20 protein-coding genes are annotated in these 24,838 nt (G+C 55.6%); 12 read left to right on the forward strand and 8 right to left on the reverse strand.

The window, feature by feature from the left end:
- Positions 1–4: 4 nt before the first annotated feature.
- The 4 genes from aaeA (at position 5) to CRO87_RS17215 (ending at position 4,789) form a co-directional block, all read left to right on the forward strand.
- Positions 5–937 (forward strand): p-hydroxybenzoic acid efflux pump subunit AaeA, encoded by a 933-nt coding sequence (gene aaeA / locus CRO87_RS17200; RefSeq protein WP_097164154.1) that lies wholly within the window; start codon positions 5–7, stop codon positions 935–937.
- A gap of 5 nt (positions 938–942) precedes the next feature.
- The gene (gene aaeB, locus CRO87_RS17205) at positions 943–2,910 is read left to right on the forward strand and encodes a p-hydroxybenzoic acid efflux pump subunit AaeB (RefSeq protein WP_097164155.1); all 1,968 of its coding nucleotides are present in this window, start codon (positions 943–945) and stop codon (positions 2,908–2,910) included.
- 97 nt (positions 2,911–3,007) lie between these two features.
- Positions 3,008–4,462, forward strand: a complete 1,455-nt coding sequence (locus CRO87_RS17210) for an NAD-dependent succinate-semialdehyde dehydrogenase (protein WP_097164156.1) — start codon at positions 3,008–3,010, stop codon at positions 4,460–4,462.
- Between the two features lie 51 nt (positions 4,463–4,513).
- On the forward strand, positions 4,514–4,789 hold the full coding sequence (locus CRO87_RS17215) for a hypothetical protein (RefSeq protein ID WP_097164157.1): 276 nt from the start codon (positions 4,514–4,516) through the stop codon (positions 4,787–4,789).
- A gap of 49 nt (positions 4,790–4,838) precedes the next feature.
- On the opposite strand, the gene yhcN (CRO87_RS17220) is transcribed toward CRO87_RS17215, so the two are convergent.
- The 3 genes from yhcN (CRO87_RS17220) to argR all read right to left on the reverse strand — a co-directional run bounded on the left by yhcN (CRO87_RS17220) (position 4,839) and on the right by argR (position 6,328).
- Positions 4,839–5,105 carry a peroxide/acid stress response protein YhcN gene (yhcN, locus tag CRO87_RS17220; RefSeq protein ID WP_097164158.1) on the reverse strand — a complete coding sequence of 89 codons (267 nt, stop codon included), beginning with the start codon at positions 5,103–5,105 and terminating at the stop codon, positions 4,839–4,841.
- A gap of 109 nt (positions 5,106–5,214) precedes the next feature.
- Positions 5,215–5,478, reverse strand: a complete 264-nt coding sequence (gene yhcN, locus CRO87_RS17225; RefSeq protein ID WP_097164159.1) for a peroxide/acid stress response protein YhcN — start codon at positions 5,476–5,478, stop codon at positions 5,215–5,217.
- 379 nt (positions 5,479–5,857) lie between these two features.
- The gene (argR, locus tag CRO87_RS17230; protein ID WP_097164160.1) at positions 5,858–6,328 is read right to left on the reverse strand and encodes a transcriptional regulator ArgR; all 471 of its coding nucleotides are present in this window, start codon (positions 6,326–6,328) and stop codon (positions 5,858–5,860) included.
- Positions 6,329–6,741: 413 nt separating this feature from the next.
- Between argR and mdh the strand changes: the two genes are divergently transcribed.
- Positions 6,742–7,680 (forward strand): malate dehydrogenase, encoded by a 939-nt coding sequence (gene mdh / locus CRO87_RS17235; RefSeq protein ID WP_097164161.1) that lies wholly within the window; start codon positions 6,742–6,744, stop codon positions 7,678–7,680.
- A gap of 57 nt (positions 7,681–7,737) precedes the next feature.
- Here the strand turns inward: mdh and degS are convergent, their stop codons facing one another.
- The 3 genes from degS to zapG all read right to left on the reverse strand — a co-directional run bounded on the left by degS (position 7,738) and on the right by zapG (position 10,823).
- Positions 7,738–8,796 carry an outer membrane-stress sensor serine endopeptidase DegS gene (degS, locus tag CRO87_RS17240; RefSeq protein ID WP_097164162.1) on the reverse strand — a complete coding sequence of 353 codons (1,059 nt, stop codon included), beginning with the start codon at positions 8,794–8,796 and terminating at the stop codon, positions 7,738–7,740.
- A gap of 90 nt (positions 8,797–8,886) precedes the next feature.
- Positions 8,887–10,260 carry a serine endoprotease DegQ gene (gene degQ / locus CRO87_RS17245; protein ID WP_097164163.1) on the reverse strand — a complete coding sequence of 458 codons (1,374 nt, stop codon included), beginning with the start codon at positions 10,258–10,260 and terminating at the stop codon, positions 8,887–8,889.
- A 164-nt stretch (positions 10,261–10,424) separates the two neighbouring features.
- Complete coding sequence (zapG, locus tag CRO87_RS17250; RefSeq protein WP_097164164.1) at positions 10,425–10,823, reverse strand: Z-ring associated protein ZapG; 399 nt, start codon at positions 10,821–10,823, stop codon at positions 10,425–10,427.
- Positions 10,824–11,012: 189 nt separating this feature from the next.
- Here zapG and zapE point away from each other — a divergent pair, with 189 nt between their 5' ends.
- From zapE to sspB, 5 genes are all read left to right on the forward strand, one after another.
- Positions 11,013–12,140, forward strand: a complete 1,128-nt coding sequence (zapE, locus tag CRO87_RS17255) for a cell division protein ZapE (protein ID WP_097164165.1) — start codon at positions 11,013–11,015, stop codon at positions 12,138–12,140.
- Positions 12,141–12,359: 219 nt separating this feature from the next.
- Positions 12,360–12,788 carry a 50S ribosomal protein L13 gene (gene rplM, locus CRO87_RS17260; RefSeq protein ID WP_097164166.1) on the forward strand — a complete coding sequence of 143 codons (429 nt, stop codon included), beginning with the start codon at positions 12,360–12,362 and terminating at the stop codon, positions 12,786–12,788.
- A gap of 15 nt (positions 12,789–12,803) precedes the next feature.
- Positions 12,804–13,196, forward strand: coding sequence for a 30S ribosomal protein S9 (gene rpsI / locus CRO87_RS17265; RefSeq protein WP_000829815.1), 393 nt, complete (start codon positions 12,804–12,806; stop codon positions 13,194–13,196).
- A gap of 312 nt (positions 13,197–13,508) precedes the next feature.
- Complete coding sequence (gene sspA, locus CRO87_RS17275) at positions 13,509–14,147, forward strand: stringent starvation protein SspA (protein ID WP_097164167.1); 639 nt, start codon at positions 13,509–13,511, stop codon at positions 14,145–14,147.
- 4 nt (positions 14,148–14,151) lie between these two features.
- Positions 14,152–14,646, forward strand: coding sequence for a ClpXP protease specificity-enhancing factor (sspB, locus tag CRO87_RS17280; RefSeq protein ID WP_097164168.1), 495 nt, complete (start codon positions 14,152–14,154; stop codon positions 14,644–14,646).
- Between the two features lie 112 nt (positions 14,647–14,758).
- Here sspB and gltD read toward each other — a convergent pair whose 3' ends face one another.
- Together gltD and gltB are read right to left on the reverse strand one after the other, a co-directional pair.
- Positions 14,759–16,177 carry a glutamate synthase subunit GltD gene (gene gltD, locus CRO87_RS17285; protein ID WP_097164169.1) on the reverse strand — a complete coding sequence of 473 codons (1,419 nt, stop codon included), beginning with the start codon at positions 16,175–16,177 and terminating at the stop codon, positions 14,759–14,761.
- A 9-nt stretch (positions 16,178–16,186) separates the two neighbouring features.
- Positions 16,187–20,647: a glutamate synthase large subunit gene (gene gltB / locus CRO87_RS17290; RefSeq protein WP_097164170.1), complete on the reverse strand. Its 4,461-nt coding sequence runs from the start codon at positions 20,645–20,647 to the stop codon at positions 16,187–16,189.
- 670 nt (positions 20,648–21,317) lie between these two features.
- Here gltB and CRO87_RS17295 point away from each other — a divergent pair.
- Positions 21,318–22,247, forward strand: a complete 930-nt coding sequence (locus CRO87_RS17295; RefSeq protein WP_097164171.1) for a TIGR01212 family radical SAM protein — start codon at positions 21,318–21,320, stop codon at positions 22,245–22,247.
- 171 nt (positions 22,248–22,418) lie between these two features.
- Positions 22,419–24,812 carry a beta-N-acetylhexosaminidase gene (locus tag CRO87_RS17300; RefSeq protein WP_097164172.1) on the forward strand — a complete coding sequence of 798 codons (2,394 nt, stop codon included), beginning with the start codon at positions 22,419–22,421 and terminating at the stop codon, positions 24,810–24,812.
- The last annotated feature ends 26 nt before the right edge of the window (positions 24,813–24,838 follow it).

The raw sequence follows: 24,838 nt of genomic DNA on the forward strand, positions 1-24,838 counted from the left end.
CGTTGTGAAAACACTAACAAGAAAAATAACCCGAACCGCCATCACCCTGATTCTGGTCCTGTTCGCCTTCATTGCCATCTTCCGCGCTTGGGTGTATTACACCGAATCGCCGTGGACGCGTGATGCACGCTTCAGCGCTGACGTCGTGGCCATTGCCCCTGACGTGGCCGGGCTTATCACCGATGTGAAGGTCAAGGATAACCAACTGGTCACTAAAAATCAGGTGTTGTTCACTATCGACCAGCCGCGCTATCAGAAAGCCCTCGAAGAGGCGAATGCCGACGTGGCCTATTATCAGGCGCTGGCGACAGAAAAACGCCGTGAGGCCGGCCGCCGTAATCAGCTCGGCACGATGGCGATGTCCCGTGAAGAGATAGACCAGGCCAACAACATTTTGCAGACCGTCGAACATCAGTTAGCGAAAGCTCAGGCAACGCGCGATCTGGCGAGTCTCGATCTTGAACGTACCGTGATTCGCGCCCCGGCGGATGGCTGGGTGACAAACCTTAACGTCTACAGCGGTGAATTTATCACCCGCGGTTCAACCGCCGTCGCGCTGGTGAAAAAAGAGAGCTTCTATGTCGTTGCCTACATGGAAGAGACCAAGCTGGAAGGCGTGCGCCCGGGCTACCGTGCGGAAATCACCCCGCTTGGCAGCAGCAAAGTGATTAAAGGCACCGTCGACAGCGTCGCCGCAGGTGTCACCAACGCCAGCAGCAGCAGCGATGCCAAAGGCATGGCGACCATTGACTCCAACCTGGAGTGGGTCCGCCTGGCGCAGCGCGTGCCGGTGCGCATTCATCTTGATGAGCAGCAGGGGAACCTGTGGCCTGCGGGCACCACTGCGACGGTTATCATCACTGGCGCGAAAGACAGGGACACGCAGAAAGCGACCTTCCTGCAGAAGTTGGGTATGCGCCTGCGTGAGTTCGGTTAATCATCATGGGCATTTTCTCTATAGCCGATCAGCACCTGCGCTTTGCCATCAAACTGGTCTGCGCGATCGTGCTGGCACTGTTTGTCGGTTTTCACTTCGAGCTTGAAACCCCGCGCTGGGCGGTGCTTACCGCAGCGATTGTCGCCGCGGGTCCGGCGTTTGCCGCCGGTGGCGAACCCTATTCCGGGGCCATTCGCTATCGCGGTATGCTGCGTATCTGCGGGACGTTCATCGGCTGTATTGCGGCGCTGACCATTATTATCGTCCTGATCCGCGCCCCGTTGCTGATGGTGCTGGTGTGCTGCCTGTGGGCCGGTTTTTGTACCTGGATCTCCTCACTTATCAAAGTGGAGAACTCCTACGCGTGGGGCCTTGCGGGCTATACGGCGCTGATCATTGTGATCACGATTCAGAATGAGCCGTTGCTTTCACCTCAGTTTGCGGTGGAGCGTTGCAGTGAGATCGTGATCGGGATTGTCAGTGCGATCGTCGCCGATCTGCTGTTTTCTCCGCGGTCAATCAAACAGGAAATCGATCGTGAACTCGATGCGCTGCTGGTGGCGCAGTATCAGTTGATGCAGCTATGCATTCGTCACGGTGACAGCGAAGTGGTCGACAATGCCTGGAGCGCGCTGGTTCGTCGCACCCAGGCGCTGGAAGGGATGCGCGGCAACCTGAATATGGAGTCCTCCCGCTGGGCCCGCGCCAACCGTCGCCTGAAGGCGCTGAATACACTCTCCTTAACGCTTATTACTCAGGCCTGCGAAACCTATCTGATTCAGAACACTCGCCCGGAATTCATTACGCCCGAATGGCGTGAAATGTTCGATGAGCCTGTTGAAACCGTGCAGGACGTCCAGAAGCAGCTCAAACGCATGCGGCGAATTCTGGCGTGGACCGGCCAGCATGACACGCCGATCACGCTCTACACCTGGCTTGGCACGACTTCCCGTTATCTGCTGCTCAAACGTGGCGTGGCGGGGAATACGAAAATCAGCGCCCGCGAAGAAGAGATTTTGCAGGGCGAAGTGGTGGTGAAAGTGGAGTCCGCCGAACGTCATCATGCGATGATCAACTTCTGGCGAACCACTTTATCCTGCGCGCTCGGCACGCTGTTCTGGCTGTGGACCGGCTGGACGTCCGGCAGCGGCGCGATGGTGATGATTGCCGTCGTGACCTCGCTGGCGATGCGTCTGCCAAATCCGCGCATGGTCGCCATCGATTTTCTCTACGGCACAATCGCCGCTCTGCCGATTGGGGCATTCTATTTCCTCGTGGTCATTCCTTCGACCCAGCAAAGCATGTTGTTGCTTTGCCTGAGTCTTGCCGTGCTGGCCTTCTTTCTCGGCATTGAGGTGCAAAAAAGGCGGCTCGGATCGCTCGGTGCGCTGGCGTCTACCATCAACATCCTGGTGCTGGACAACCCGATGACCTTCCACTTCAGCCAGTTCCTCGACAGCGCCCTCGGCCAGCTGGTGGGCTGTTTCCTCGCGCTGATGGTGATTTTGTTGGTGCGCGATAACTCGCAGGCTCGTACCGGTCGCGTGCTGCTCAATCAGTTCGTGTCCGCGGCGGTTTCTTCCCTGACGACCAACACGGCTCGGCGGAAAGAGAACCATCTGCCCGCGCTGTATCAGCAGCTGTTTTTACTGCTGAACAAATTCCCCGGCGATATCGCCAAATTCCGTCTGGCGCTGACGCTGATCATTGCCCACCAGCGCCTGCGTGATGCGCCTGTGCCGGTGAACGATGATCTCTCGGCTTTCCACCGCCAGCTGCGCCGCACGGCAGACAAGCTGATTTCCGCCAGCAGCGATGACAAGCGCCGTCGCTACTTTGGACGCTTGCTGGAGGAGCTGGATGTCTATCAGGAAAAATTGGTTATCTGGCAGGCTCCGCTTCAGGTGACCGAGCCGGTGAAACGGCTCAGCGGGATGCTGAGAAAATATCAGCAGGCCCTGACGGTGAATTGACCCCCGCTATCTGTATCAACGTAACCGACGCCAAAAGCGTCGGTTTTTTTATGGCTATACTTAACTGTTATCACAGGACAACACTGTCGGAGGAAACATGACAATGCAGGCGCTCCAGGATAACGAACTCTTTCAGACTGGCTTTCTGGTCAATGGCGAATGGAAAACGCTCGATTCGACATTCGATGTGGTAAACCCGGCGACGGGTGAGACGATTGCCAAAGTGGCGAAGGCCGGGAAACGCGAAACCGAAGCGGCCATTGCCGCTGCGAGCAAAGCCTTCCCGCTCTGGCGGGCAAAGACCGCCAAAGAACGTGCCGAAATTCTTTACCGCTGGTACCAACTCATCATTGAAAACAAAGCCTGGCTTGGCAGACTGATGACCACCGAGCAGGGCAAGCCGCTGAAAGAGGCCGAAGGCGAAGTGGAGTATGCGGCAAGCTTCATTCAGTGGTTTGCTGAGCAGGGTAAACGCGCCAACGGCGAAATCATTCCTCCCGCCAAGCCGGGATCGCGAATCCTCGCCACCCGAGAACCCATCGGCGTTGTCGCGGCGATTACGCCGTGGAACTTCCCGATGGCGATGCTGACCCGCAAGCTCGGCCCGGCGCTGGCGGCAGGCTGTACCGGCGTCATCAAACCGGCTAACAACACCCCTCTCAGCGCCTTTGCACTGCTTCAACTGGCGAAGAAAGCGGGCGTACCGGATGGCGTTCTGAACGCCGTGGCGGGCAGTACCCAGGAAATCAGCGACGCGATCATGGCGAGCCACGAGGTGCGCAAAATCTCCTTCACTGGTTCCACCGCGGTTGGGAAAACGCTGGTCCGCAATGCTGCGGAAACCATGAAAAAAGTCTCGATGGAACTCGGCGGGAATGCGCCGTATATCGTGTTTGAGGACGCGGACATTGAGGCGGCAGTGAAAGGCGCGATTGCCAATAAATTCCGCAACGCCGGGCAGGTGTGCGTCAGCGTTAACCGCTTCTATATTCATGAAAAAGTCTATGACGACTTCACCCGCAAGCTCTCAGATGCCGTTAAAGCGCTGAAAGTCGGGAACGGTATGGAGGAGGGCGTGGTCATCGGGCCGCTGATTGAGCCTTCGGCGGTGAAGAAAGTGCGTGAACACGTGGAAGATGCCGTCGCGAAGGGTGCGAAAGCGCTGGCAGGCGGGAAACCACATGCGCTCGGCGGCAACTTCTGGCAGCCGACGGTACTCGGCGAATGCAGCGATGAAATGCTGCTCGCTCAGGAAGAAACCTTCGGCCCTGTGGCTGCCTGTTTCCGCTTCAGTAGCGAAGACGAAGTGATTCAGCGCGCCAACAATACGCCTTTCGGCCTGGCCGCCTATTTCTACACTCAAAACCTGCAACGCGTTTTCCGGGTTTCACAGGTGCTGGAGAGTGGCATGATTGGGATTAACGAGTGCGCCGTATCCACAGAGCTCGGCCCGTTCGGCGGTGTGAAAGAGTCTGGCCTGGGACGCGAAGGCTCTGTGCTGGGACTTGAGGAGTTTCTGGAAGTCAAAACCCTGCACCTCGGGGGATTGTAGACAGCATATCGGGCGGCTTCAGCCGCCCGTTCTGGCGTAAGCGGGGTGTGAATGAAAACCTATAGTTTTGATTTTGATGAAATAGGTACCCAGGCGGATTTCTATCGTGAGTTTACCCGCACCTTTGCGCTCAGCGGTACGCCGATTCACGATCTGGATTCTCTTTGGCAAGTGGTAATCGCCAGCCAGCTACCGCTGCCGCTGGAGATCGAGTTTGTGCACCTGGATGATAAACAGCGTCGGCGCTATGGCGCGCTTATTCTTCTGTTTGATGAAGCGGAAGAGGAACTGGAAGGAATGCTGCGTTTTAATGTACGTCAGGCATAAAAAAGCCCCCGACAGGCGGGGGCAAGTCGTCAGATAAGACGACGAGGGTTTATTTGTACAGCTCAGCCGTGGCGTGCCAGGTGTCGCCGCTACGTGCTTCAATGATGCGGTAGGAAGAAGCACCTTCTTTTTCAGCTTTTGCCGCCAGTTCATGACGCATATCCATTGGGGCGCTACCAACCTGAGACACAGACACGGTACCCATGGATTGCATGCCCTGAGCCTGCTCTGCGTTAACCTGATGAACAGCCGCACCTGCGCTGAAGGAAAGAACGGATGCCAGACCCAGTGTTGCGATAATCATTGTGCTTTTCATAATCTTTACTCCTCAATTCTTTGACTTAGCGGCGAGAAGGTTTGAACTGCCATTTTTATGCCTGGTGCCGCGACGTTAAATTCTCTTTGTTACCGACTATCAATAAATCTTATTTGTACAGCTCAGCTGTCGCGTGCCAGTGGTCACCGCTACGTGCTTCAATCACGCGGTAAGAAGAGGCACCCTGTTCCTGTGCTTTCTGATTCAGCATGTCGTGCATGTCCATTGGGGAAGAACCGACTGCACCGACAGAAACGGTACCGATAGCTTCGCGATTCGCGGCTTGGTCCGCGTTAATAGAATCTGCAGCGAAAGCGCCGAAAGAGAGGACAGAAAGAATAGTCAGTGCGCTTACAGTGGTTTTGATTTTCATAATTTTCACCTCGTCGAATTTTTTATCAGGGTCTTTGTTTCGTGACCCTCATCACAAAATCAAGTATACACTAATCACCGAAAAAATTAATACCAGACTAATGGTTGCGCGTGTAATTAAGTGTCAAGAAGCCTCGTTTTTATAACGGAAAAGCATTAAAAATGTCATCAGACGACAGATTAGGTGATTTATAGCTAAGAAAATCATATGGATAGATGAATTTGATAATTTGTGCGATTTTACTAACAACATTCACTGGATGATTACATTCAGGCAGTCAAACGCACTTAATGTTAAAGGAAAGGGGGTTTTATGTAGCGTTTGGGTGTGCGTGGGGGAGATAAGGCGCTCTCCGGTCTGATGCCGGAGAGAAGGGAAGTTACAACTCTTGTTCGAACAGCACCAGAATGGCTTCGTAGAGTTCTTTCACGGTAAAACCACGTGCAGGCGTGGTGAAGATGGTGTCATCCCCCGCGATGCTGCCAAGAATGCCCTCGGCTTTGCCTAAAGAGTCGAGCAGGCGGGCAATCAGCTGAGCTGCCCCTGGGCTTGTGTGGATGACCACCACCGCATCGTTGTAGTCAATATCCAGCACCAGGTTCTTCAGTGGGCTGGAGGTGGTCGGTACGCCGAGTTCCGCAGGCAGACAGTAGACCATCTCCATTTTGGCGTTGCGGGTGCGCACCGCGCCAAACTTCGTCAGCATACGGGAGACTTTGGACTGATTGATATTTTCAAAGCCCTCTTCCTGTAATGCCTGAACGATCTCACCCTGAGAACTGAACTTTTCTTCTTTTAGCAATGCTTTAAACGCTTTGACTAATTCTTCTTGCTTAGCCGAACTTCGCATAAGTCACCCGTATCATGGCGGTAAATACAACATTATTATGCATATGGATGAATTTTTATGCAAATGATCTGCCGTGAATTAGGCTGAAATAATGTTATGAAAGGGAAGGATTTTATCAAAAATCGTTATCAAGAAACATGCTTTCGTCACGAGTCGAAAATAACGGCAAAAGTAAATCAATTGTTATCAAAATGCGGTTGTTTTGCCCATCTGGCTGGGTGTATTGTAACCAACAGTCGACCGGTTACGCCGTCGCGGGGTCAGTCACAGGCGGTAAAGTGAGCAATGGCACCGTTATGCTGTGGGTAGCTCCGCATTCTTCAATCTCGCTTATTGTCATTGTTTACCTTGTGAATTAAGGTTGCCGCCACGGAGTTACGGTAGATGAAACTAACCATAATAAGGAGTTTAGGATGAAAGTCGCAGTCCTCGGCGCAGCTGGCGGTATTGGCCAGGCGCTTGCCCTACTACTTAAGACCCAACTGCCTTCAGGCTCAGAACTCTCCCTGTATGATATCGCGCCGGTTACCCCGGGCGTGGCAGTCGATCTCAGCCATATCCCAACCGCTGTGAAAATCAAAGGTTTCTCCGGTGAAGACGCAACCCCGGCACTCGTTGGTGCTGATGTGGTGCTGATCTCCGCAGGTGTTGCGCGTAAACCCGGCATGGATCGCTCCGATCTGTTTAACGTTAACGCGGGCATCGTTAAGAATCTGGTGCAGCAAGTTGCAAAAACCTGTCCGAAAGCCTGTATCGGTATCATCACCAACCCGGTGAATACCACGGTGGCCATTGCCGCTGAAGTGTTGAAAAAAGCCGGCGTATACGACAAAAACAAGCTGTTTGGCGTGACCACGCTCGACATCATCCGCTCCAATACCTTCGTGGCGGAACTGAAAGGCAAGCAGCCAACAGAGATTGAAGTGCCGGTTATCGGCGGTCACTCTGGTGTGACAATCCTGCCGTTGCTGTCGCAGATCCCTGGCGTAAGCTTCTCTGAGCAGGAAGTCGCTGAACTGACCAAACGCATTCAGAATGCCGGTACCGAAGTGGTGGAAGCCAAAGCGGGTGGCGGGTCTGCAACCCTTTCTATGGGCCAGGCAGCGGCGCGTTTTGGCCTGTCGCTGGTTCGCGCATTGCAGGGCGAAAAAGGCGTGGTGGAATGTGCCTACGTTGAAGGTGATGGCGAACATGCTCGCTTCTTCTCGCAGCCGCTGCTGCTGGGCAAAAATGGCGTAGAAGAGCGTCAGTCCATAGGCAAGCTGAGCGCGTTCGAGCAGCACGCAATGGAAGGCATGCTGGATACGCTGAAGAAAGATATTGTGCTGGGCGAAGAGTTTGTTAACAAATAAGCTCGTTGCCTGAAACGAAAAACCGGAGCCTTTTAAGCTCCGGTTTTTTTATTTGCATCAGTTGGTGGCGGGGTATTCCTGAATGGTGACGTTCAGGGTGAGTTTTTTATCGTCACGCATGACAACCACCGGGATGACCGAACCCGGACGAATTTCGGCGACCTGATCCATTGTTTCCAGCGCGGAGACGGCGGGTTTCTCATTCACGGAAACAATCACGTCATTGACCTGAATGCCTGCCTCAGCGGCCGGGCCACCTGAGGCCACTTCATTTACCACGATGCCCTGTATCTGATCCATCGCTCCACCCTGAGTATGCAGAGGCGCAATTTCACGACCACTGATACCGATGTAGCCGCGAATCACCCGGCCATCGCGGATCAGCTTGTCCATGATTTTGGCCGCCAGCTGGAACGGAATCGCAAAACCAATTCCTTCGGGCGTTTCACCATCGTTGCTTTTGTCGAAGGAGAGGGTGTTAATCCCCATCAACTCGCCGAGTGAGTTGACCAGCGCCCCGCCGGAGTTGCCGTGGTTAATGGAGGCATCCGTTTGCAGGAAATTCTGGCGGCCGGACGGGTTCAGGCCGATACGCCCCGTAGCGCTGATAATGCCCTGGGTGATGGTCTGCCCGAGGTTGTACGGGTTTCCGATGGCCAGCACCACATCACCAATGTGCGGTACGCGTTTGCGGTTGATGGGGATGACCGGTAACCCGCCGTTCGCGTTGATTTTCAGTACGGCGAGATCGGTGAGGCTATCGGAGCCGACAATCAGCGCTTCGAAAACGCGTCCGTCCTGTAGGGCGACGATGATTTGATCGGCATCGTTAATGACATGCTTGTTAGTAATAATGTACCCACGGTCGTCCATGATCACGCCGGAGCCGAGTGTGAGTACGTTATGGCTGGTATTGTTTAGCGCGCGGTTATAAATGTTAACGACAGCTGGCGCTGCCCGTTTCACGGCGGCATTGTAGCTGACCGGCGATTCGTCCGCGCTGTCATAGACCGTGGATGAAAGGGGGTTAAGCTGACGCAATGACGGCATGGCGGCCAACAAAATGCCACCGACGATACATCCGATTGCGACTGAACGTATGAGCTTTACAAGCATGATGCGATTATCACAGGTAAGGGAACCGGGGCAGCATAGCACGAGTTAAGCGGACATCACACGCAGGCGATGTCCGCCGTGAAGGCTGTTTTAGCGCAACAGCAGATAGATGCTCTCATTTCCGCGCATGACGTTCAGCGCGATAATCGCAGGCTTTGTCTCCAGCTCCTTGCGCATCTCGGCGATTGACTGCACCCGCTGGCGGTTAATGCCGATGATAACGTCATCTTTATGCAGGCCAACCTGTGCCGCGGCGCTGCCTTTCTCTACCTCGTCCAGCACAATACCTTTGGTGCCGTCTTTCATCTGTCCGTCGCTCAGGGAAGCGCCCTGCAACGCAGGCGTAATGAGCTCTGCACTTGCCGTTGAAGAGGTGCTCTTATCCAGAGTGACTTCGACGGTTAGCGGTTTACCATCACGCAGCAGGCCAAGCTTCACTTTGGTGCCCGGCTCCGTGGTCGCGATACGTGAGCGCAGTTCGGCAAAGCTGCTAAGGGGTTTGTCGTTCAGGCTCACGATTATATCGCCCGATTTCACGCCCGCCTTCGCAGAACCTGAGTTCGGCAATACCTCGCTGACAAAGGCTCCGCGCTGGATATCGAGCTTAAACGCTTTGGCGATATCAGCATTCATTTCCATGCCTTTGATGCCCAGCAGCCCGCGCTTGATTTCGCCAAACTGAATCAGCTGTTTGGCGAGCGTCATTGCCATGTTGCCTGGAATAGCAAAACCGATACCGATGCTGCCGCCGCTTGGCGCGAGAATCGCGGTGTTTATCCCAATCAGCTCGCCATTGAGGTTAAGCAGCGCGCCGCCGGAGTTGCCCCGGTTTATCGAGGCATCTGTCTGAATAAAGTTTTCCAGCCCCTCGAGATTCAGGCCGCTGCGGCCCAGTGCAGAGATAATGCCCGACGTAGCGGTTTGACCAAGGCCAAACGGATTCCCCACCGCCACGGCAAAATCTCCGACGCGCAACTTGTCGGAATCGGCGACGGCGATTTGCGTCAGGCGCTCAGGTTTCTGAATCTGAAGCAGGGCGATGTCACTCTGATCGTCGCTACCGACGAGTTTGGCATCGAATTCACGGCCATCGTTTAGCTGCACGCTGATTTTCTGCGCCTGGCTGACGACGTGATTGTTAGTGAGCACGTACCCTTTCGCTGCATCAATGATCACGCCCGAGCCGAGTCCTTCAAACGGCTGAGGCTGCTCATTTGGGGCATCTTCGCCTAAATATTTCTTTAATTCTTCGGGCACTTGTCCACGGCTTGCGGGCGCAGCGGTGCCTTCCACCTGTACGCTCACCACGGCAGGCAGCACTTTCTCCAGCATTGGCGCCAGGCTTGGCAACTGGCCCTGGCCGGGCACGACAGCAGGCAGAGAAGCAGATACCGGCCTCGCTATGCCAAGAGATAACCCAACGCTTAACGCTAACGCACTTAATAATAAGGTTTGTTTCTTCATTGATGCTGGCTCTCATGACCTGAGGAATGTGAGAAAAAAGCGCCCATAAACCGCTCGATGTTATTGAATTTTCGAGTGTCTAACAATGAGGTAGATGATCAAATAATAGCTGGGTTGAGCGGGATGTGACGGGCGCAAGGGCTGCGCCCGTAAATAAAGAGGTGTTAGTCGCGTTTTGCAGCGCTGCGCAGCAGGCCGGATGCGCCATCAGAATAGTCGCGTGGCATCTGAACCGGCGCCTGATCGTTGCCCGCTTCGGACTCTGCCAGACGGTTACGGAACGGGTTTTCTTCCGCGCTCATTTCCGGCAGGAGGCTGCTGGAGCTTTTCGCCATATGCTGATACAGCTGGCGATAATCGTGGGCCATATTGTCGAGCAGCTCGGCGCTGCGGGCAAAGTGGCTGACCAGTTCTTCACGATACTCGTCCAGCTCTGCTTTGTTCTTTTCCAGTTCGTACTGCAGGGCCTGCTGTTGACGTAACTTCCGGTTACCAAATCGCATAGCGACGGCGCCAATGATAAGACCGACAACTAAACCAATTAGCGCATATTCCCAGGTCATGAACTTCTCCCGTTGTTTTGTGGTTCCGTAGGGTGGCAATAAGGCTGCTCGCCTGCGCCCGATAACGCCACTATAACCGCTATTCCCTTAGAAGTGGAATCCTGGCGTGTCATCGCGTACTGTAGAACGGCCTTTTTTTCGACAACCGTGAACTGCTGCACGTTGCTTTTCAGGAAATAACAATAACTTATGCAAAGCATGACCCCCACATCGCGATATCTTCAGGCCCTTGAAGCGGGCAGCCATCAACCCGATGACGTTCAGCGCGAGGCCGTATCTCGCCTTGATGCCATTTATCAGGAACTGACCGCACTTCCGGCGGCATCCCCCGCCAGCACGGGCCTCAGGGCGAAATTTGGCAAGCTGCTGGGCAAACGCGAACCCACGGCGAGTACGCCGGTGCGCGGCTTATATATGTGGGGCGGCGTGGGGCGCGGGAAAACCTGGCTGATGGACATGTTCTATCAAAGCCTGCCGGGAGAGCGTAAACAGCGCCTGCACTTCCACCGCTTTATGCTGCGCGTACACGAAGAGCTGACGGCATTACAGGGGCAGAGCGACCCGCTGGAAATCGTCGCCGATCGCTTTAAGTCTGAAACCGACGTGCTGTGCTTCGACGAGTTTTTTGTCTCCGATATTACCGATGCCATGCTGCTCGGTGGCCTGATGAAAGCCCTGTTTGCCCGAGGCATCACGCTGGTAGCGACGTCCAACATCCCGCCTGATGAACTGTATCGTAACGGGCTACAGCGCCCGCGTTTCCTGCCGGCGATTGATGCCATCAAGGCGCACTGCGATATCATGAACGTCGACGCAGGGATTGATTACCGCCTGCGGACGCTGACCCAGGCACATCTGTGGCTGTCGCCGCTCAATAACGACACGCGTCAGCAGATGGATAAACTCTGGCTGGCGCTGGCGGGCACCCGTCGTGGTGCGGCACCGGAACTGGAAATTAATCATCGCCTCTTGCCGACGCTTGGCGCAGAGAACCAGACGCTGGCCGTTTCCTTTACTACGCTCTGCGTGGATGCCCGCAGCCAGCACGATTACATTGCGCTGTCTCGCTTGTTCCACACGGTGATGCTGTTTGATGTGCCGGTGATGACGTCGTTAATGGAAAGTGAAGCCCGACGCTTTATTGCGCTGGTGGATGAGTTTTATGAGCGCCATGTCAAACTGGTGGTTAGCGCCGCCGTGCCGCTGCACGAAATTTATCAGGGAGAGCGGCTGAAATTTGAGTTCCAGCGCTGTCTTTCGCGCCTGCAGGAGATGCAAAGCGAAGAGTATCTGAAGCGCGAACATCTGGCCGGTTAAAAACCCTCGGCAAATCACATTTAGGGGTCGATCTTTGACCGTGACTTCTCTATAATCTTGCGACCCCACGTTACGAGAAGGTTTTTTTCCCAAAACTTTCTATGTGCTGGCATAGGCTATTCGAAGGGGTAGGTTTGCCGGACTTTGTCGTGTGAGCCTCAACTTTTAAACGTTTGGGTGTTCACCAACGTGTAACTTATTTATTTGGGTAAGCTTTTAATGAAAACTTTTACAGCTAAACCAGAAACCGTACAGCGCGACTGGTATGTTGTTGACGCGACCGGTAAAACTCTGGGCCGTCTGGCTTCCGAACTGGCTCGTCGCCTGCGCGGTAAGCACAAAGCGGAATACACTCCGCACGTAGATACTGGTGATTACATCATCGTTCTGAACGCAGAAAAAGTTGCTGTAACCGGCAACAAGCGTGAAGACAAAGTGTATTACCACCACACCGGCCACATCGGTGGTATCAAACAAGCGACCTTTGAAGAGATGATTGCCCGCCGTCCTGAGCGTGTGATTGAAATCGCGGTTAAAGGCATGCTGCCAAAAGGCCCGCTGGGTCGTGCAATGTTCCGTAAACTGAAAGTTTACGCGGGTAACGAGCACAACCACGCGGCACAGCAACCGCAAGTTCTTGACATCTAATCGGGATTATAGGCAATGGCTGAAAATCAATACTACGGCACTGGTCGCCGCAAAAGTTCCGCAGCTCGCGTGTTTATCAAACCGGGCAACGGCAAAATCGTTATCAACCAACGTTCTCTGGAACAGTACTTCGGTCGTGAAACTGCCCGCATGGTAGTTCGTCAGCCGCTTGAACTGGTCGACATGGTTGAGAAACTGGATCTGTACATCACCGTTAAAGGTGGTGGTATCTCTGGTCAGGCTGGTGCGATCCGTCACGGTATCACCCGCGCTCTGATGGAGTACGATGAGTCCCTGCGTGGCGAACTGCGTAAAGCTGGCTTCGTTACTCGTGATGCTCGTCAGGTTGAACGTAAGAAAGTCGGTCTGCGTAAAGCACGTCGTCGTCCTCAGTTCTCCAAACGTTAATTGGTTTCTGCTCACGCAGAACAATTGGCGAAAAAACCCGCTTCGGCGGGTTTTTTTATGGATAAAACAGGCGTTATCCACAATCCCTGACTCTCTTTTCGCCCTTTTTCAGCATTTCCAGAATCCCCTCACCACAAAGCCATCAAAATCTGGTAAACTATCATCCAATTTTCTGCCCAAATGCAGGCGATTGTTCATTTTTTGTTTGTTTCGAACAGGAATGTCGTTCGACGCTTACGGGGCTTTATCACTGGCCGGTCACATGTCGTGGCGGGTAGCAGTAAAAAATTCTGAATATACCTGGAGGTTTTCATGGCTGTCGCTGCCAACAAACGTTCGGTAATGACGCTGTTTTCTGGTCCTACTGACATCTATAGCCATCAGGTCCGCATTGTGCTGGCCGAAAAGGGTGTCAGCTTTGAGATTGAGCACGTGGAGAAAGACAATCCACCTCAGGATCTGATTGACCTCAACCCGAATCAAAGCGTACCGACACTGGTGGATCGCGAGCTGACCCTGTGGGAATCTCGCATCATTATGGAATACCTGGATGAGCGTTTCCCGCATCCACCGCTGATGCCGGTGTACCCGGTTGCGCGGGGTGAAAGCCGTCTTTACATGCACCGCATCGAGAAAGACTGGTATACGCTGATGAATACCGTGATGAACGGTACTGCCGCACAGGCGGAAACGGCTCGTAAGCAACTGCGTGAAGAGCTGCTGGCGATTGCGCCGGTCTTCACACAGAAGCCGTACTTCCTGAGCGATGAATTCAGCCTGGTCGACTGCTATCTGGCTCCGCTGTTATGGCGCCTGCCGGTTATGGGCATTGAGCTGGTTGGTGCCGGTTCTAAAGAGATGAAAGCGTACATGACTCGCGTGTTTGAACGTGATTCCTTCCTCGCTTCCTTAACTGAACCCGAGCGTGAAATGCGTCTCGGTCGGGGCTAATTGAATGGATGTGTCACAGCTGACACCACGTCGTCCTTATCTACTGCGGGCATTCTATGAATGGCTGCTGGATAACCAGCTGACGCCTCATCTGGTGGTCGACGTGACGTTACCGGGCGTGCGGGTGCCGATGGAATACGCGCGTGACGGGCAAATCGTCCTGAATATCGCACCGCGCGCGGTGGGGAATCTGGAGCTGGCGAACGACGGCGTGAGCTTTAACGCTCGCTTCGGCGGCGTGCCGCGTCAGGTTGAAGTCCCGCTGGCCGCCGTGCTGGCTATCTATGCCCGTGAAAACGGCGCTGGCACGATGTTTGAACCGGAAGCCGCGTACGATGAAGACGGCGTGCACGTCAACGACGATGCGGATACGGGTGCGGAGAACGAAACCGTGATGTCCGTTATCGATGGCGACAAGCCTGACAGCGATGACGACAACGATCCTGACGATACGCCGCCGCCGCGCGGTGGTCGCCCTGCGCTTCGCGTAGTGAAGTAACTCTCAACAGGCCCATTCGGGCCTGTTTTTATTTGTACCCTGAAGACGTAAAAAAGCCCGACTGCATCAGCAAGCCGGGCTTTTATTCTTTCAGGCCGGGTATCTAAGTGGATTACACTTCCAGGTAATTCATGATCCCGTCTGCGGCTTTACGACCTTCGGCAATGGCCGTTACTACCAGATCAGAACCGCGCACGATATCGCCACCCGCGAAGATTTTTGGGTTGCTGGTCTGGAACGCGTTGTCGCTGCCTTCCGGCGCAATGATGCGACCCTGAGAGTCCAGCTCGACGCTGTGCTTCGCCAGCCACTCCATGCTGTGAGGACGGAAACCAAACGCCATCACAACGGCATCGGCAGGCACCACGTGTTCGGAACCGGCAACAATTTCGGCCCGACGGCGGCCTTTGGCATCCGGGGCACCCATTTCGGTGCGCGCCATCTTCACGCCGCTCACTTTACCGTTGGCGTTCACTTCCACGCCCAGCGGCTGTACGTTGAACTGGAACTCTACGCCTTCTTCACGCGCGTTTTTCACTTCGCGACGTGAGCCTGGCATGTTCTCTTCATCACGACGATAAGCACAGGTAACGTGCGTTGCGCCCTGACGAACGGAAGTACGCACACAGTCCATTGCGGTATCGCCACCGCCCAGGACTACCACGCGCTTGCCTTCCATGTTCACATACGGCTCGTCGGCAGAATCACCGTAGCCCATGATCTGCTTGGTGTTGGCAATCAGGAACGGCAGCGCATCAAACACGCCATCTGCTTCTTCATTTTCCAGCCCACCGCGCATTGACTGATAGGTGCCGACGCCGAGGAAGACGGCATCGTAATCTTTCAGCAGGTCGTCCAGCTGCACATCACGGCCCACTTCGGTATTCAGTTTGAACTCAATGCCCATGCCGGTGAAGATTTCACGGCGGCGGGTCATGACCTCTTTTTCCAGCTTGAAGGCCGGGATCCCGAAGGTGAGCAGGCCACCAATTTCTGGATGGCGGTCGAAGACCACAGCCTTCACGCCGCTGCGGGTCAGCACATCTGCACAGGCGAGGCCCGCCGGGCCCGCACCGATGATGGCGACGGTTTTACCGGTTTGCTTCACGCCGGTGAGATCCGGACGCCAGCCCATTTCGAACGCTTTATCGTTGATGTAGCGTTCGATGTTGCCGATGGTCACCGCACCAAACTCGTCGTTCAGCGTACAGGAACCTTCACACAGGCGATCCTGCGGGCAAACGCGCCCGCAGACTTCCGGCAGCGTGTTGGTCTGATGCGACAGTTCTGCCGCCTCAAAAATACGCCCCTCGTTGGCGAGCTTCAGCCAGTTCGGGATGTAGTTGTGTACCGGACACTTCCACTCGCAGTAAGGGTTACCGCAGGACAGGCAGCGGTCTGCCTGCGCCTTGGCCTGGCCTTCGGAGAAGGTTTCGTAGATCTCAACAAATTCAATTTTACGGATCTTCAGCGGCTTCTTTGGTGGGTCCACACGCTGTAAGTCGATAAACTGGTAAACATTCTGACTCATCTGTATTCCTTACTGCGCCTGCACGCGCAGCTCAGCTGCGCTACGACTACGGTGACCCAACAGTGCTTTGACATCGCTGGACTTCGGTTTAACCAGAGCGAATTTCGCGGAGAACGCTGGCCAGTTCGCCAGGATCTCTTCGCCGCGCGAGGAGCCCGTCAGCTGAACGTGTTCAGTGATAAGGCCGCGCAGATGCTCTTCGTGGATAGCCAGAGAGTCTACGTCCAGCACTTCCACCAGTTCCGGGTTCACGCGTTTGCGGAAGTCACCGTCTTCATCCAGCACGTAAGCGAAGCCACCGGTCATGCCCGCGCCGAAGTTGACGCCAGTTTTGCCGATCACGCAGACGATACCGCCAGTCATGTATTCACAGCCGTTGTCGCCAATGCCTTCTACCACGGTGATGGCACCGGAGTTACGCACGCCGAAACGTTCGCCCGCACGGCCCGCGGCGTACAGACGACCGCCGGTTGCGCCATACAGGCAGGTGTTGCCGATAATGCTCGCTTCGTGACTGCGGAAGGCGGAGCCAACCGGAGGACGAATCGCCAGCAGACCGCCTGCCATGCCCTTGCCGACGTAGTCGTTGGCATCGCCGGTCAGGAAGAGCTCCACGCCGCCTGCGTTCCACACGCCGAAGCTCTGACCTGCGGTGCCGCTGAAGTGTGCCTTAATCGGGTCGGAGGCCAAGCCCTGATCGCCATGCGTCTGAGCGATATAGCCCGACAGCGATGCGCCTACGGAGCGATCGGTGTTGCGAATATCAAACCAGAACGTTTTGCTCTGCTTGTCGTCCACATAGGATTTTGCCTGCTGCAGCAGCTGTGCGTTCAGCACGCCGTTGTCGAACGGCGGGTTGTTCTCGGTGCAGTACAGCGCCTTGCCTGGATGAGGCTCAGCGGTTTCCAGCAGTTTCGAAAGACTCAGCTTCTGCTGTTTGGCGGTGAAACCGTCCAGCTCTTTCAGCAGGTCGGTACGGCCAATCAGATCCACCAGACGCTTCACGCCCAGCTGCGCCATCAGCTCGCGGGTTTCGCGGGCAATAAATTCAAAGTAGTTAGTCACTTTGAACGGCAGACCGTGATAGTGGTTTTTACGCAGCTTGTCGTCCTGAGTTGCTACGCCGGTTGCGCAGTTGTTCAGGTGGCAGATACGCAGGTATTTACAGCCCAGCGCGACCATCGGGCCGGTACCGAAGCCGAAGCTTTCTGCGCCCAGAATCGCCGCTTTGATGATGTCGAGGCCGGTTTTCAGGCCGCCATCCACCTGGAGACGGATTTTGTGGCGCAGGCCGTTGGCAACCAGCGCCTGCTGGGTTTCCACCAGGCCAAGTTCCCACGGGCAGCCCGCGTATTTCACGGAGGAAAGTGGGCTTGCGCCTGTACCGCCGTCATAGCCTGCGATGGTGATCAGGTCCGCATAGGCTTTGGCTACACCGGTAGCGATGGTGCCGACGCCCGGTTCAGAAACCAGCTTCACGGAGATCATCGCCTTCGGATTAACCTGCTTCAGGTCGAAAATCAGCTGCGCCAGATCCTCGATAGAGTAAATATCGTGGTGCGGCGGAGGGGAAATCAGCGTCACGCCCGGTACGGAGTAACGCAGTTTCGCGATGTACGGCGTAACTTTATCGCCCGGCAGCTGGCCGCCTTCGCCCGGTTTTGCACCCTGAGCGACTTTAATCTGAATCACGTCGGCGTTAACCAGGTACGCTGGCGTCACGCCAAAGCGGCCAGAAGCAACCTGTTTGATGCGTGAGACTTTATTGGTGCCGTAACGCGCCGGGTCTTCGCCGCCTTCGCCTGAGTTCGAGTTGCCGCCGATGCTGTTCATGGCTTCCGCCAGCGCTTCGTGGGCTTCCGGGCTCAGTGCGCCGATGGACATTGCCGCGGTGTCAAAGCGTTTAAACAGCTCGGTTGCCGGTTCAACGTCATTGATGCTGACGGCTTCGCTGCCAGGATTGATGGCCAGCAGATCGCGCAGCGTTGCCGCAGGACGATTGTTGACCAGCTCAGCATACTGCTGATAATCGCTGTATTCGCCGCTCTGAACGGCCTGCTGCAGCGTGCGCACCACGTCCGGGTTGTAGGCGTGATATTCGCCGCCGTGAACGTACTTCAGTAATCCGCCCTGATCGAGCGGCTTACGGGCCAGCCAGGCGCGTTTGGAGAGGTTCAGCAGATCCTGCTGGAAGTCCTCAAAGCCTGCGCCGCCGATACGGCTGATTACGCCCTGGAAGCAGAGATTTGCCACGCTGTCATGCAGGCCCACCGCTTCAAACAGCTTCGAGCAGCGGTAAGAGGCGATGGTCGAGATGCCCATTTTGGACATGATTTTGTACAGGCCTTTGTTGATGCCGTTGCGGTAGTTCAGCATCACATGGCGGTAATCTTTTTCGATGGCTTTGGTATCGACCAGTTTCGCCAGGGTTTCATAGGCGAGGTACGGGTAGATTGCCGTGGCACCGAAGCCCAGCAGCACTGCAAAGTGATGCGGATCGCGGGCGCTGGCGGTTTCAACGATGATGTTGGCATCGCAGCGCAGGCTCTTATCAACCAGGCGCGTCTGGATGGCACCTACCGCCATTGGCGCAGGTACTGGCAGGCGGTTTTTCGCGATGTTGCGGTCAGAGAGCACCAGCAGCACGGTGCCGTTACGCACCATTTGCTCGGCCTTGTCGCACAGCGCGTTAACGGTTTCTTCGAGGCTCGCTTCGTTCACATCAAAGGTGATATCCAGCGTGTCGGCGCGGTAGTGCTCTTCCTGAATCGTCGTCAGCTGTTTGAAATCGGAGTAGAGCAGGATCGGCGACTTAAAGCTCAGACGGTGCGCCTGGCCTTCTGCTTCGCAGAAGACATTCATCTCACGACCAATGCTGGTGGCAAGCGACATTACGTGTGCTTCACGCAGCGGGTCGATTGGCGGGTTAGTCACCTGCGCAAACTGCTGGCGGAAGTAGTCGTAAATGATGCGCGGCTGGCTGGAGAGCACGGCAAACGGGGTGTCATCCCCCATTGAGCCTACTGCTTCCTGGCCGTTTTCGCCGAGCACGCGGATGACAGAGTCCAGCTCTTCTGCGCTGTAATTAAACTGTTTCTGGAAGCTTGCCAGCGCGTCGTCGTCCATTTCGCGGCTGCCCACTTCTTCGTCAGGCAGATCTTCAAACGGCACCAGGCGGCGCACGTTTTTCTCCATCCACTCTTTGTACGGGTGGCGGATTTTCAGATCGTGATCCGTTTCTGCGGAATGCAGAATGCGGCCCGCACGGGTATCGATCACCATCAGTTCGCCAGGCCCAACGCGGCCTTTTTCAACCACTTCGTCTGGCTGGTAATCCCAGATCCCGACTTCGGAAGCGCAGGTGATGAGCTTATCTTTGGTGATGACGTAGCGCGCCGGGCGCAGACCGTTACGGTCAAGGTTACAGGCGGCGTAGCGTCCGTCGGACATAACAATGCCCGCCGGGCCGTCCCACGGCTCCATATGCATGGAGTTGAAGTCGAAGAACGCGCGCAGGTCAGTGTCCATGTCCGGGTTGTTCTGCCATGCCGGCGGCACCAGCAGACGCATGGCGCGCACGATGTCCATCCCGCCTGCCAGCAGCAGTTCGAGCATGTTATCCATCGAGCTTGAGTCGGAACCTGTTTCGTTAACGAACGGCGCGGCATCGTGCAAATCGGGGATCAGCGGGGTCTGGAATTTGTAGGTACGCGCGCGTGCCCACTGGCGGTTACCGGTGATGGTGTTGATTTCGCCGTTGTGCGCCAGGTAGCGGAACGGCTGCGCCAGCGGCCAGCGCGGCACGGTGTTGGTGGAGAAACGCTGGTGGAACAGGCAAATGGCCGATTCCAGACGCAGGTCCGCGAGGTCCAGGTAGAAGCGCGGCAGATCCGCCGGCATACACAGACCTTTATAAATATTGATCAAGTTCGACAGGCTGCAGACGTAGAAATCTTTGTCTTCCTGAAGACGCTTTTCAATGCGGCGGCGGGCGATGAACAGACGGCGTTCCATATCGCGCGGACGCCAGCCAGCCGGGGCATTAACAAAAATTTGCTCAATACGCGGCAGCGAGGAGAGGGCGATTTCACCGAGTACCCCTTCGTTGGTTGGCACATCGCGCCAGCCGACAATCGACAGGGTTTCACGCTGAAGTTCTTCTTCAACGACGCGACGCGAAGCGGCAGCCAGTTCAGCGTCTTTATTCAGGAACAGCATCCCGACGGCGTAGTTTTTGGCTAAGCGCCAGCCGTGCTCTTCGGCCACAAGGCGGAAGAAGCGATCCGGTTTTTGCAGCAGCAGGCCGCAACCGTCGCCGGTTTTACCATCGGCAAGGATCGCACCACGGTGCTGCATGCGGGCCAGTGCGTGTATCGCGGTACGCACTACCTTGTGGCTAGGTTCGCCTTCTATGTGGGCGATCAGGCCGAAACCACAGTTATCCCTCTCAAGGGATTTATCGTACAACATATCAGTGAACCTCCCCAGGCTCTACGGACACACTCCGGACCGTTGCGCGCAGGCGCAGAAAGAGTAAGGCGGCGGGGCCAGTGGCCACACATTCGCCCTCTTAAAATCCTTTCGCATCGGTAAACAAGTATTGCGGACTTGCTTCAGAGGGAATCTCAATTACTGCATAAATATGATGAGCAGACCGCTCATCGAGAAAGCTTCCAGCGGATCCTCAAGTTATCGGGAATCCGCACACAGGTCAAATGGCAATCTTATTTATACAAAAACGTGCTATAGGCAGGTTAACTTTATGATATGTAATGTTATTTGTGCATTTTTACATTGTATTTACCCTGAGCGAAACGGCAACTGAATGTGATCTCTCTCACTATCCAGAAGCCGCATTATGGCCGATCTGTGCTGAAAGGCTTTTTTACATCAGAATATTATTCTGCCATGGGTGGTGAATGCCCATGATGACACTGTTTTTTATCTGTGAGCGCAATCGCGAAAAACAGCGATAAGGCATAAGGAAAAGTAATCACCTTTAAGGTGAATGAAATTGCAGTTATGTTGATTTGTTATGCAATAGGTGTGACGTCTCCGGGGCGCTTGATCCAGGTCATCGCCGAAAGAGACTAAAAATGGCAGGCTTGGCACCTCTTCGAAAGGCGCGGTCTATCAGATTATGCAGTTACAGAAATTAGTCAATATGTTTGGTGGGGATCTTTCACGTCGCTATGGCGAAAAGGTCCATAAGCTCACGCTGCACGGCGGTTTCAGCTGCCCGAACCGCGATGGCACCATCGGGCGCGGCGGCTGCACTTTCTGCAATGTAGCCTCATTTGCCGATGAGGCGCAGCAGCATAAATCCATAGCTGACCAGCTGGCGCACCAGGCGCATCTGGTGAATCGTGCAAAACGTTACCTCGCCTATTTCCAGGCTTATACCAGCACCTTCGCCGAAGTGCAGGTGCTGCGGTCGATGTATCAGCAGGCGGTCAGCCAGGCGAATATTGTCGGCCTGTGCGTCGGCACGCGCCCGGACTGCGTGCCGGAAGCTGTGCTGGATTTGCTCAGCGAATATAAAGAGCAGGGCTACGAAGTGTGGCTGGAGCTCGGTTTGCAGAGCGCGCAGGATAAAACTCTGCATCGCATCAATCGTGGCCATGATTTTGCCTGCTATCAGGCAACAACGCGCCTTGCCCGGGAGCGAGGCCTGAAGGTGTGTTCGCATTTGATTGTCGGCCTGCCGGGAGAAGATCAGGCTGAATGCCTGCAAACGCTGGAAAAAGTGGTGGAGACCGGCACGGACGGCATCAAGCTTCATCCGCTGCACATCGTCACCGGCAGCATTATGGCCAAAGCCTGGGAGGCCGGGCGGCTGAGTGGTATTGAACTCGACGACTATACGCGCATTGCCGGAGAGATGATCCGCCATACGCCGCCAGAAATTGTCTATCACCGCATTTCGGCCAACGCCCGTCGCCCGACGCTTCTCGCGCCGCTGTGGTGTGAGAACCGCTGGACGGGAATGGTGGAGCTGGATCGTTATCTGAATGAGCAGGGCGTTCAGGGCTCAGCGCTGGGGCGGGGCTGGGTTTCACCTTCCTCCTGAACCGATTTTAAGCACTGGCGAAGAGGAGCGAAAACAGACCCGCGCGCATATAGCATTTTCCTTAATCTCAGCAAGTTGTGATGCCGGTCGTCTCTCGGCCTTGACCCTCAGAATCTCCTTGTGGTAACTCATTGTTTTGCCTTTTTTTGGCCCGTCATAAAGGAAATCCTGATGCTTAAAACTGTGCGTTACAGCCTGCTGACAACCGGACTGTTACTGAGTGGCTTTACGCTGGCTGCCCCTGCCGGCGATCTTCCCCTGATGCCCTGGCCTGCCCAGGTCGAACGCCCGGCAGCGCAGGGGGCGCTGATCCTCAATAATCAGCTCACCATCAACCTCAGCGGTGATGATCTGGGCGATGCCGTCAGCCGCCTGCGAGACAGGATTTCGCGCCAGACAGGCTGGGAGATGGTCCCGCAAACCGGGTCGGTGAAAACGCCGACTATCAATATCGTGATTGCCAATAAGGTTCCGGCGCTCCCGCGTCTGGACAGCGATGAAAGCTACAAGCTGGTCGTGGATGAAACTGGCGCGAAATTGACCGCAAACACCCGTTTTGGCGCGTTGCACGGCATCGAAACGCTGCTCCAGCTGATTCAGAACGGGCCGGACAATACCTCGATTCCGTATGTCACCATTGAAGATTCCCCGCGCTTCCCGTGGCGCGGCGTGCTGCTCGACTCTGCGCGGCACTTCCTGCCCATCGAGGACATCAAACGCCAGATTGACGGCATGGCGGCGGCGAAGCTGAACGTGCTCCACTGGCATTTGACCGACGACCAGGGTTGGCGCTTTGCCTCGACGAAGTACCCCAAATTGCAGCAGCTTGCCAGCGACGACAAGTTCTACACGCCTGCACAAATGAAAGATATTGTGCGCTACGCGGCAGACCGTGGGATTCGCGTAGTGCCGGAAATCGATATGCCAGGCCATGCGTCAGCCATCGCGGTGGCTTATCCGGAACTGATGAGCGCGCCGGGGCCATATGAAATGGAGCGCCACTGGGGCGTGCTCAAGCCTGTACTCGATCCGACCAAAGAGGCCACATACACCTTCGCTGACGCGATGATCGGCGAGCTGGCGGCCATCTTCCCGGACGCGTATCTGCACATCGGCGGCGATGAGGTGGACGATACGCAGTGGAAAAATAACCCGGCTATCCAGAAGTTTATGCAGGAGAACAAGCTGGCTGACAGCCACGCATTGCAGGCGTACTTCAACCGCAAGCTGGAGCTGATTCTGGAGAAGCACCACCGACAGATGGTCGGCTGGGATGAGATTTACCACCCGGACCTGCCAAAGAGCATTCTGATCCAGTCCTGGCAGGGTCAGGACGCGCTGGGTGAGGTGGCGAAGAACGGCTACAAGGGCATTCTTTCCACCGGTTTCTATCTCGATCAGCCGCAAAGTGCGGCCTACCACTACCGCAACGAACCTGTTCCGCAGGGGCTTAACGGCATAGATAAAATCAGCGATGCCGATAGCGCCCAGAGCTGGTCGTTCAGCATGCCACGTCTGAAGGGGAAACCGGTTGAAGGCACCTTTACGCTGGTGAAGGGCGATCAGGAATGGCGCGGGTTTATTGATTTCAATGGCAAATCGCGCCGTGCGGTGGATGACATCGAATGGCTGAGCCCGGATCAGGTCACCTTCACCGTCGATACCTGGATGGGGGAAACTCGCCCGGTAGTGAATATTCACGACGATCGTCTCGGTGGTTACTTCCTCGTCGGCAACGTGCGCTACCCGGTGACGGGCCAGCGGCTGGACGATGTTCCGGCCGGTATTCAGCCAGTTGTTCCCGATGCTGAACAGCAGAAGAACCTGCTGGGCGGTGAAGCGGCGCTGTGGGCGGAAAATATTGTCGCGCCGGTGCTGGATATTCGCCTGTGGCCGCGCGGCTTTGTAGTGGCCGAGCGCCTTTGGTCGGCGAAGGATGTGAACGACACCGACAACATGTACCAGCGTTTACAGGCGATCGACAGCTGGTCGACGGTCTCCGTTGGTCTGAAGCAGCATACGCAACAGTTGGTGCAGTTCACCCGCCTGGCGAACGGCGGCAGCACGCTGCCGTTGCAGATCCTCGCGCAGGCCACAGAACCCGCGCAGTATTACACCCGTCAGCACCTGAAATTCCAGGCCGGAAACTACCATCAGTTTGAGCCACTGAACCGCTTTGCGGATGCGCTTCCGGCGGAAAGCGACACCGTGCGACATTTGAACGAGTGGGCGGATAACCTGATTAGCGATGCTGAGGACAACGAAAGCGCCGATGCGCTGCGTCATGTCTTTACCCGCTGGCAGAACAATACCGCCGACGTGCTGCTGCTGACCGATGGCAACCATCAGCTGGCAACCATGAAACCGGTGGCACTTCAGGTCGACAAGCTGGCCGCGCTGGGGCTGCGCTTAACCGATCTGGTGGCACGTCAGGGCACGCTGGATGACAAAGAGTACGCTTCGATTCAGTCGCAGCTCGATGAAGCGGCGAAAACGCAGGATGAAGTGGTGATTGCGGCGGTGTACCCGCTGGAGACGCTGCTGCGGGCGACAAGGATCGAGTAAAACAAATGCCCCTCTTCCGTCGGGAG

Source organism: Enterobacter sp. CC120223-11 (assembly GCF_900215375.1).
Lineage (GTDB): Bacteria > Pseudomonadota > Gammaproteobacteria > Enterobacterales > Enterobacteriaceae > Scandinavium.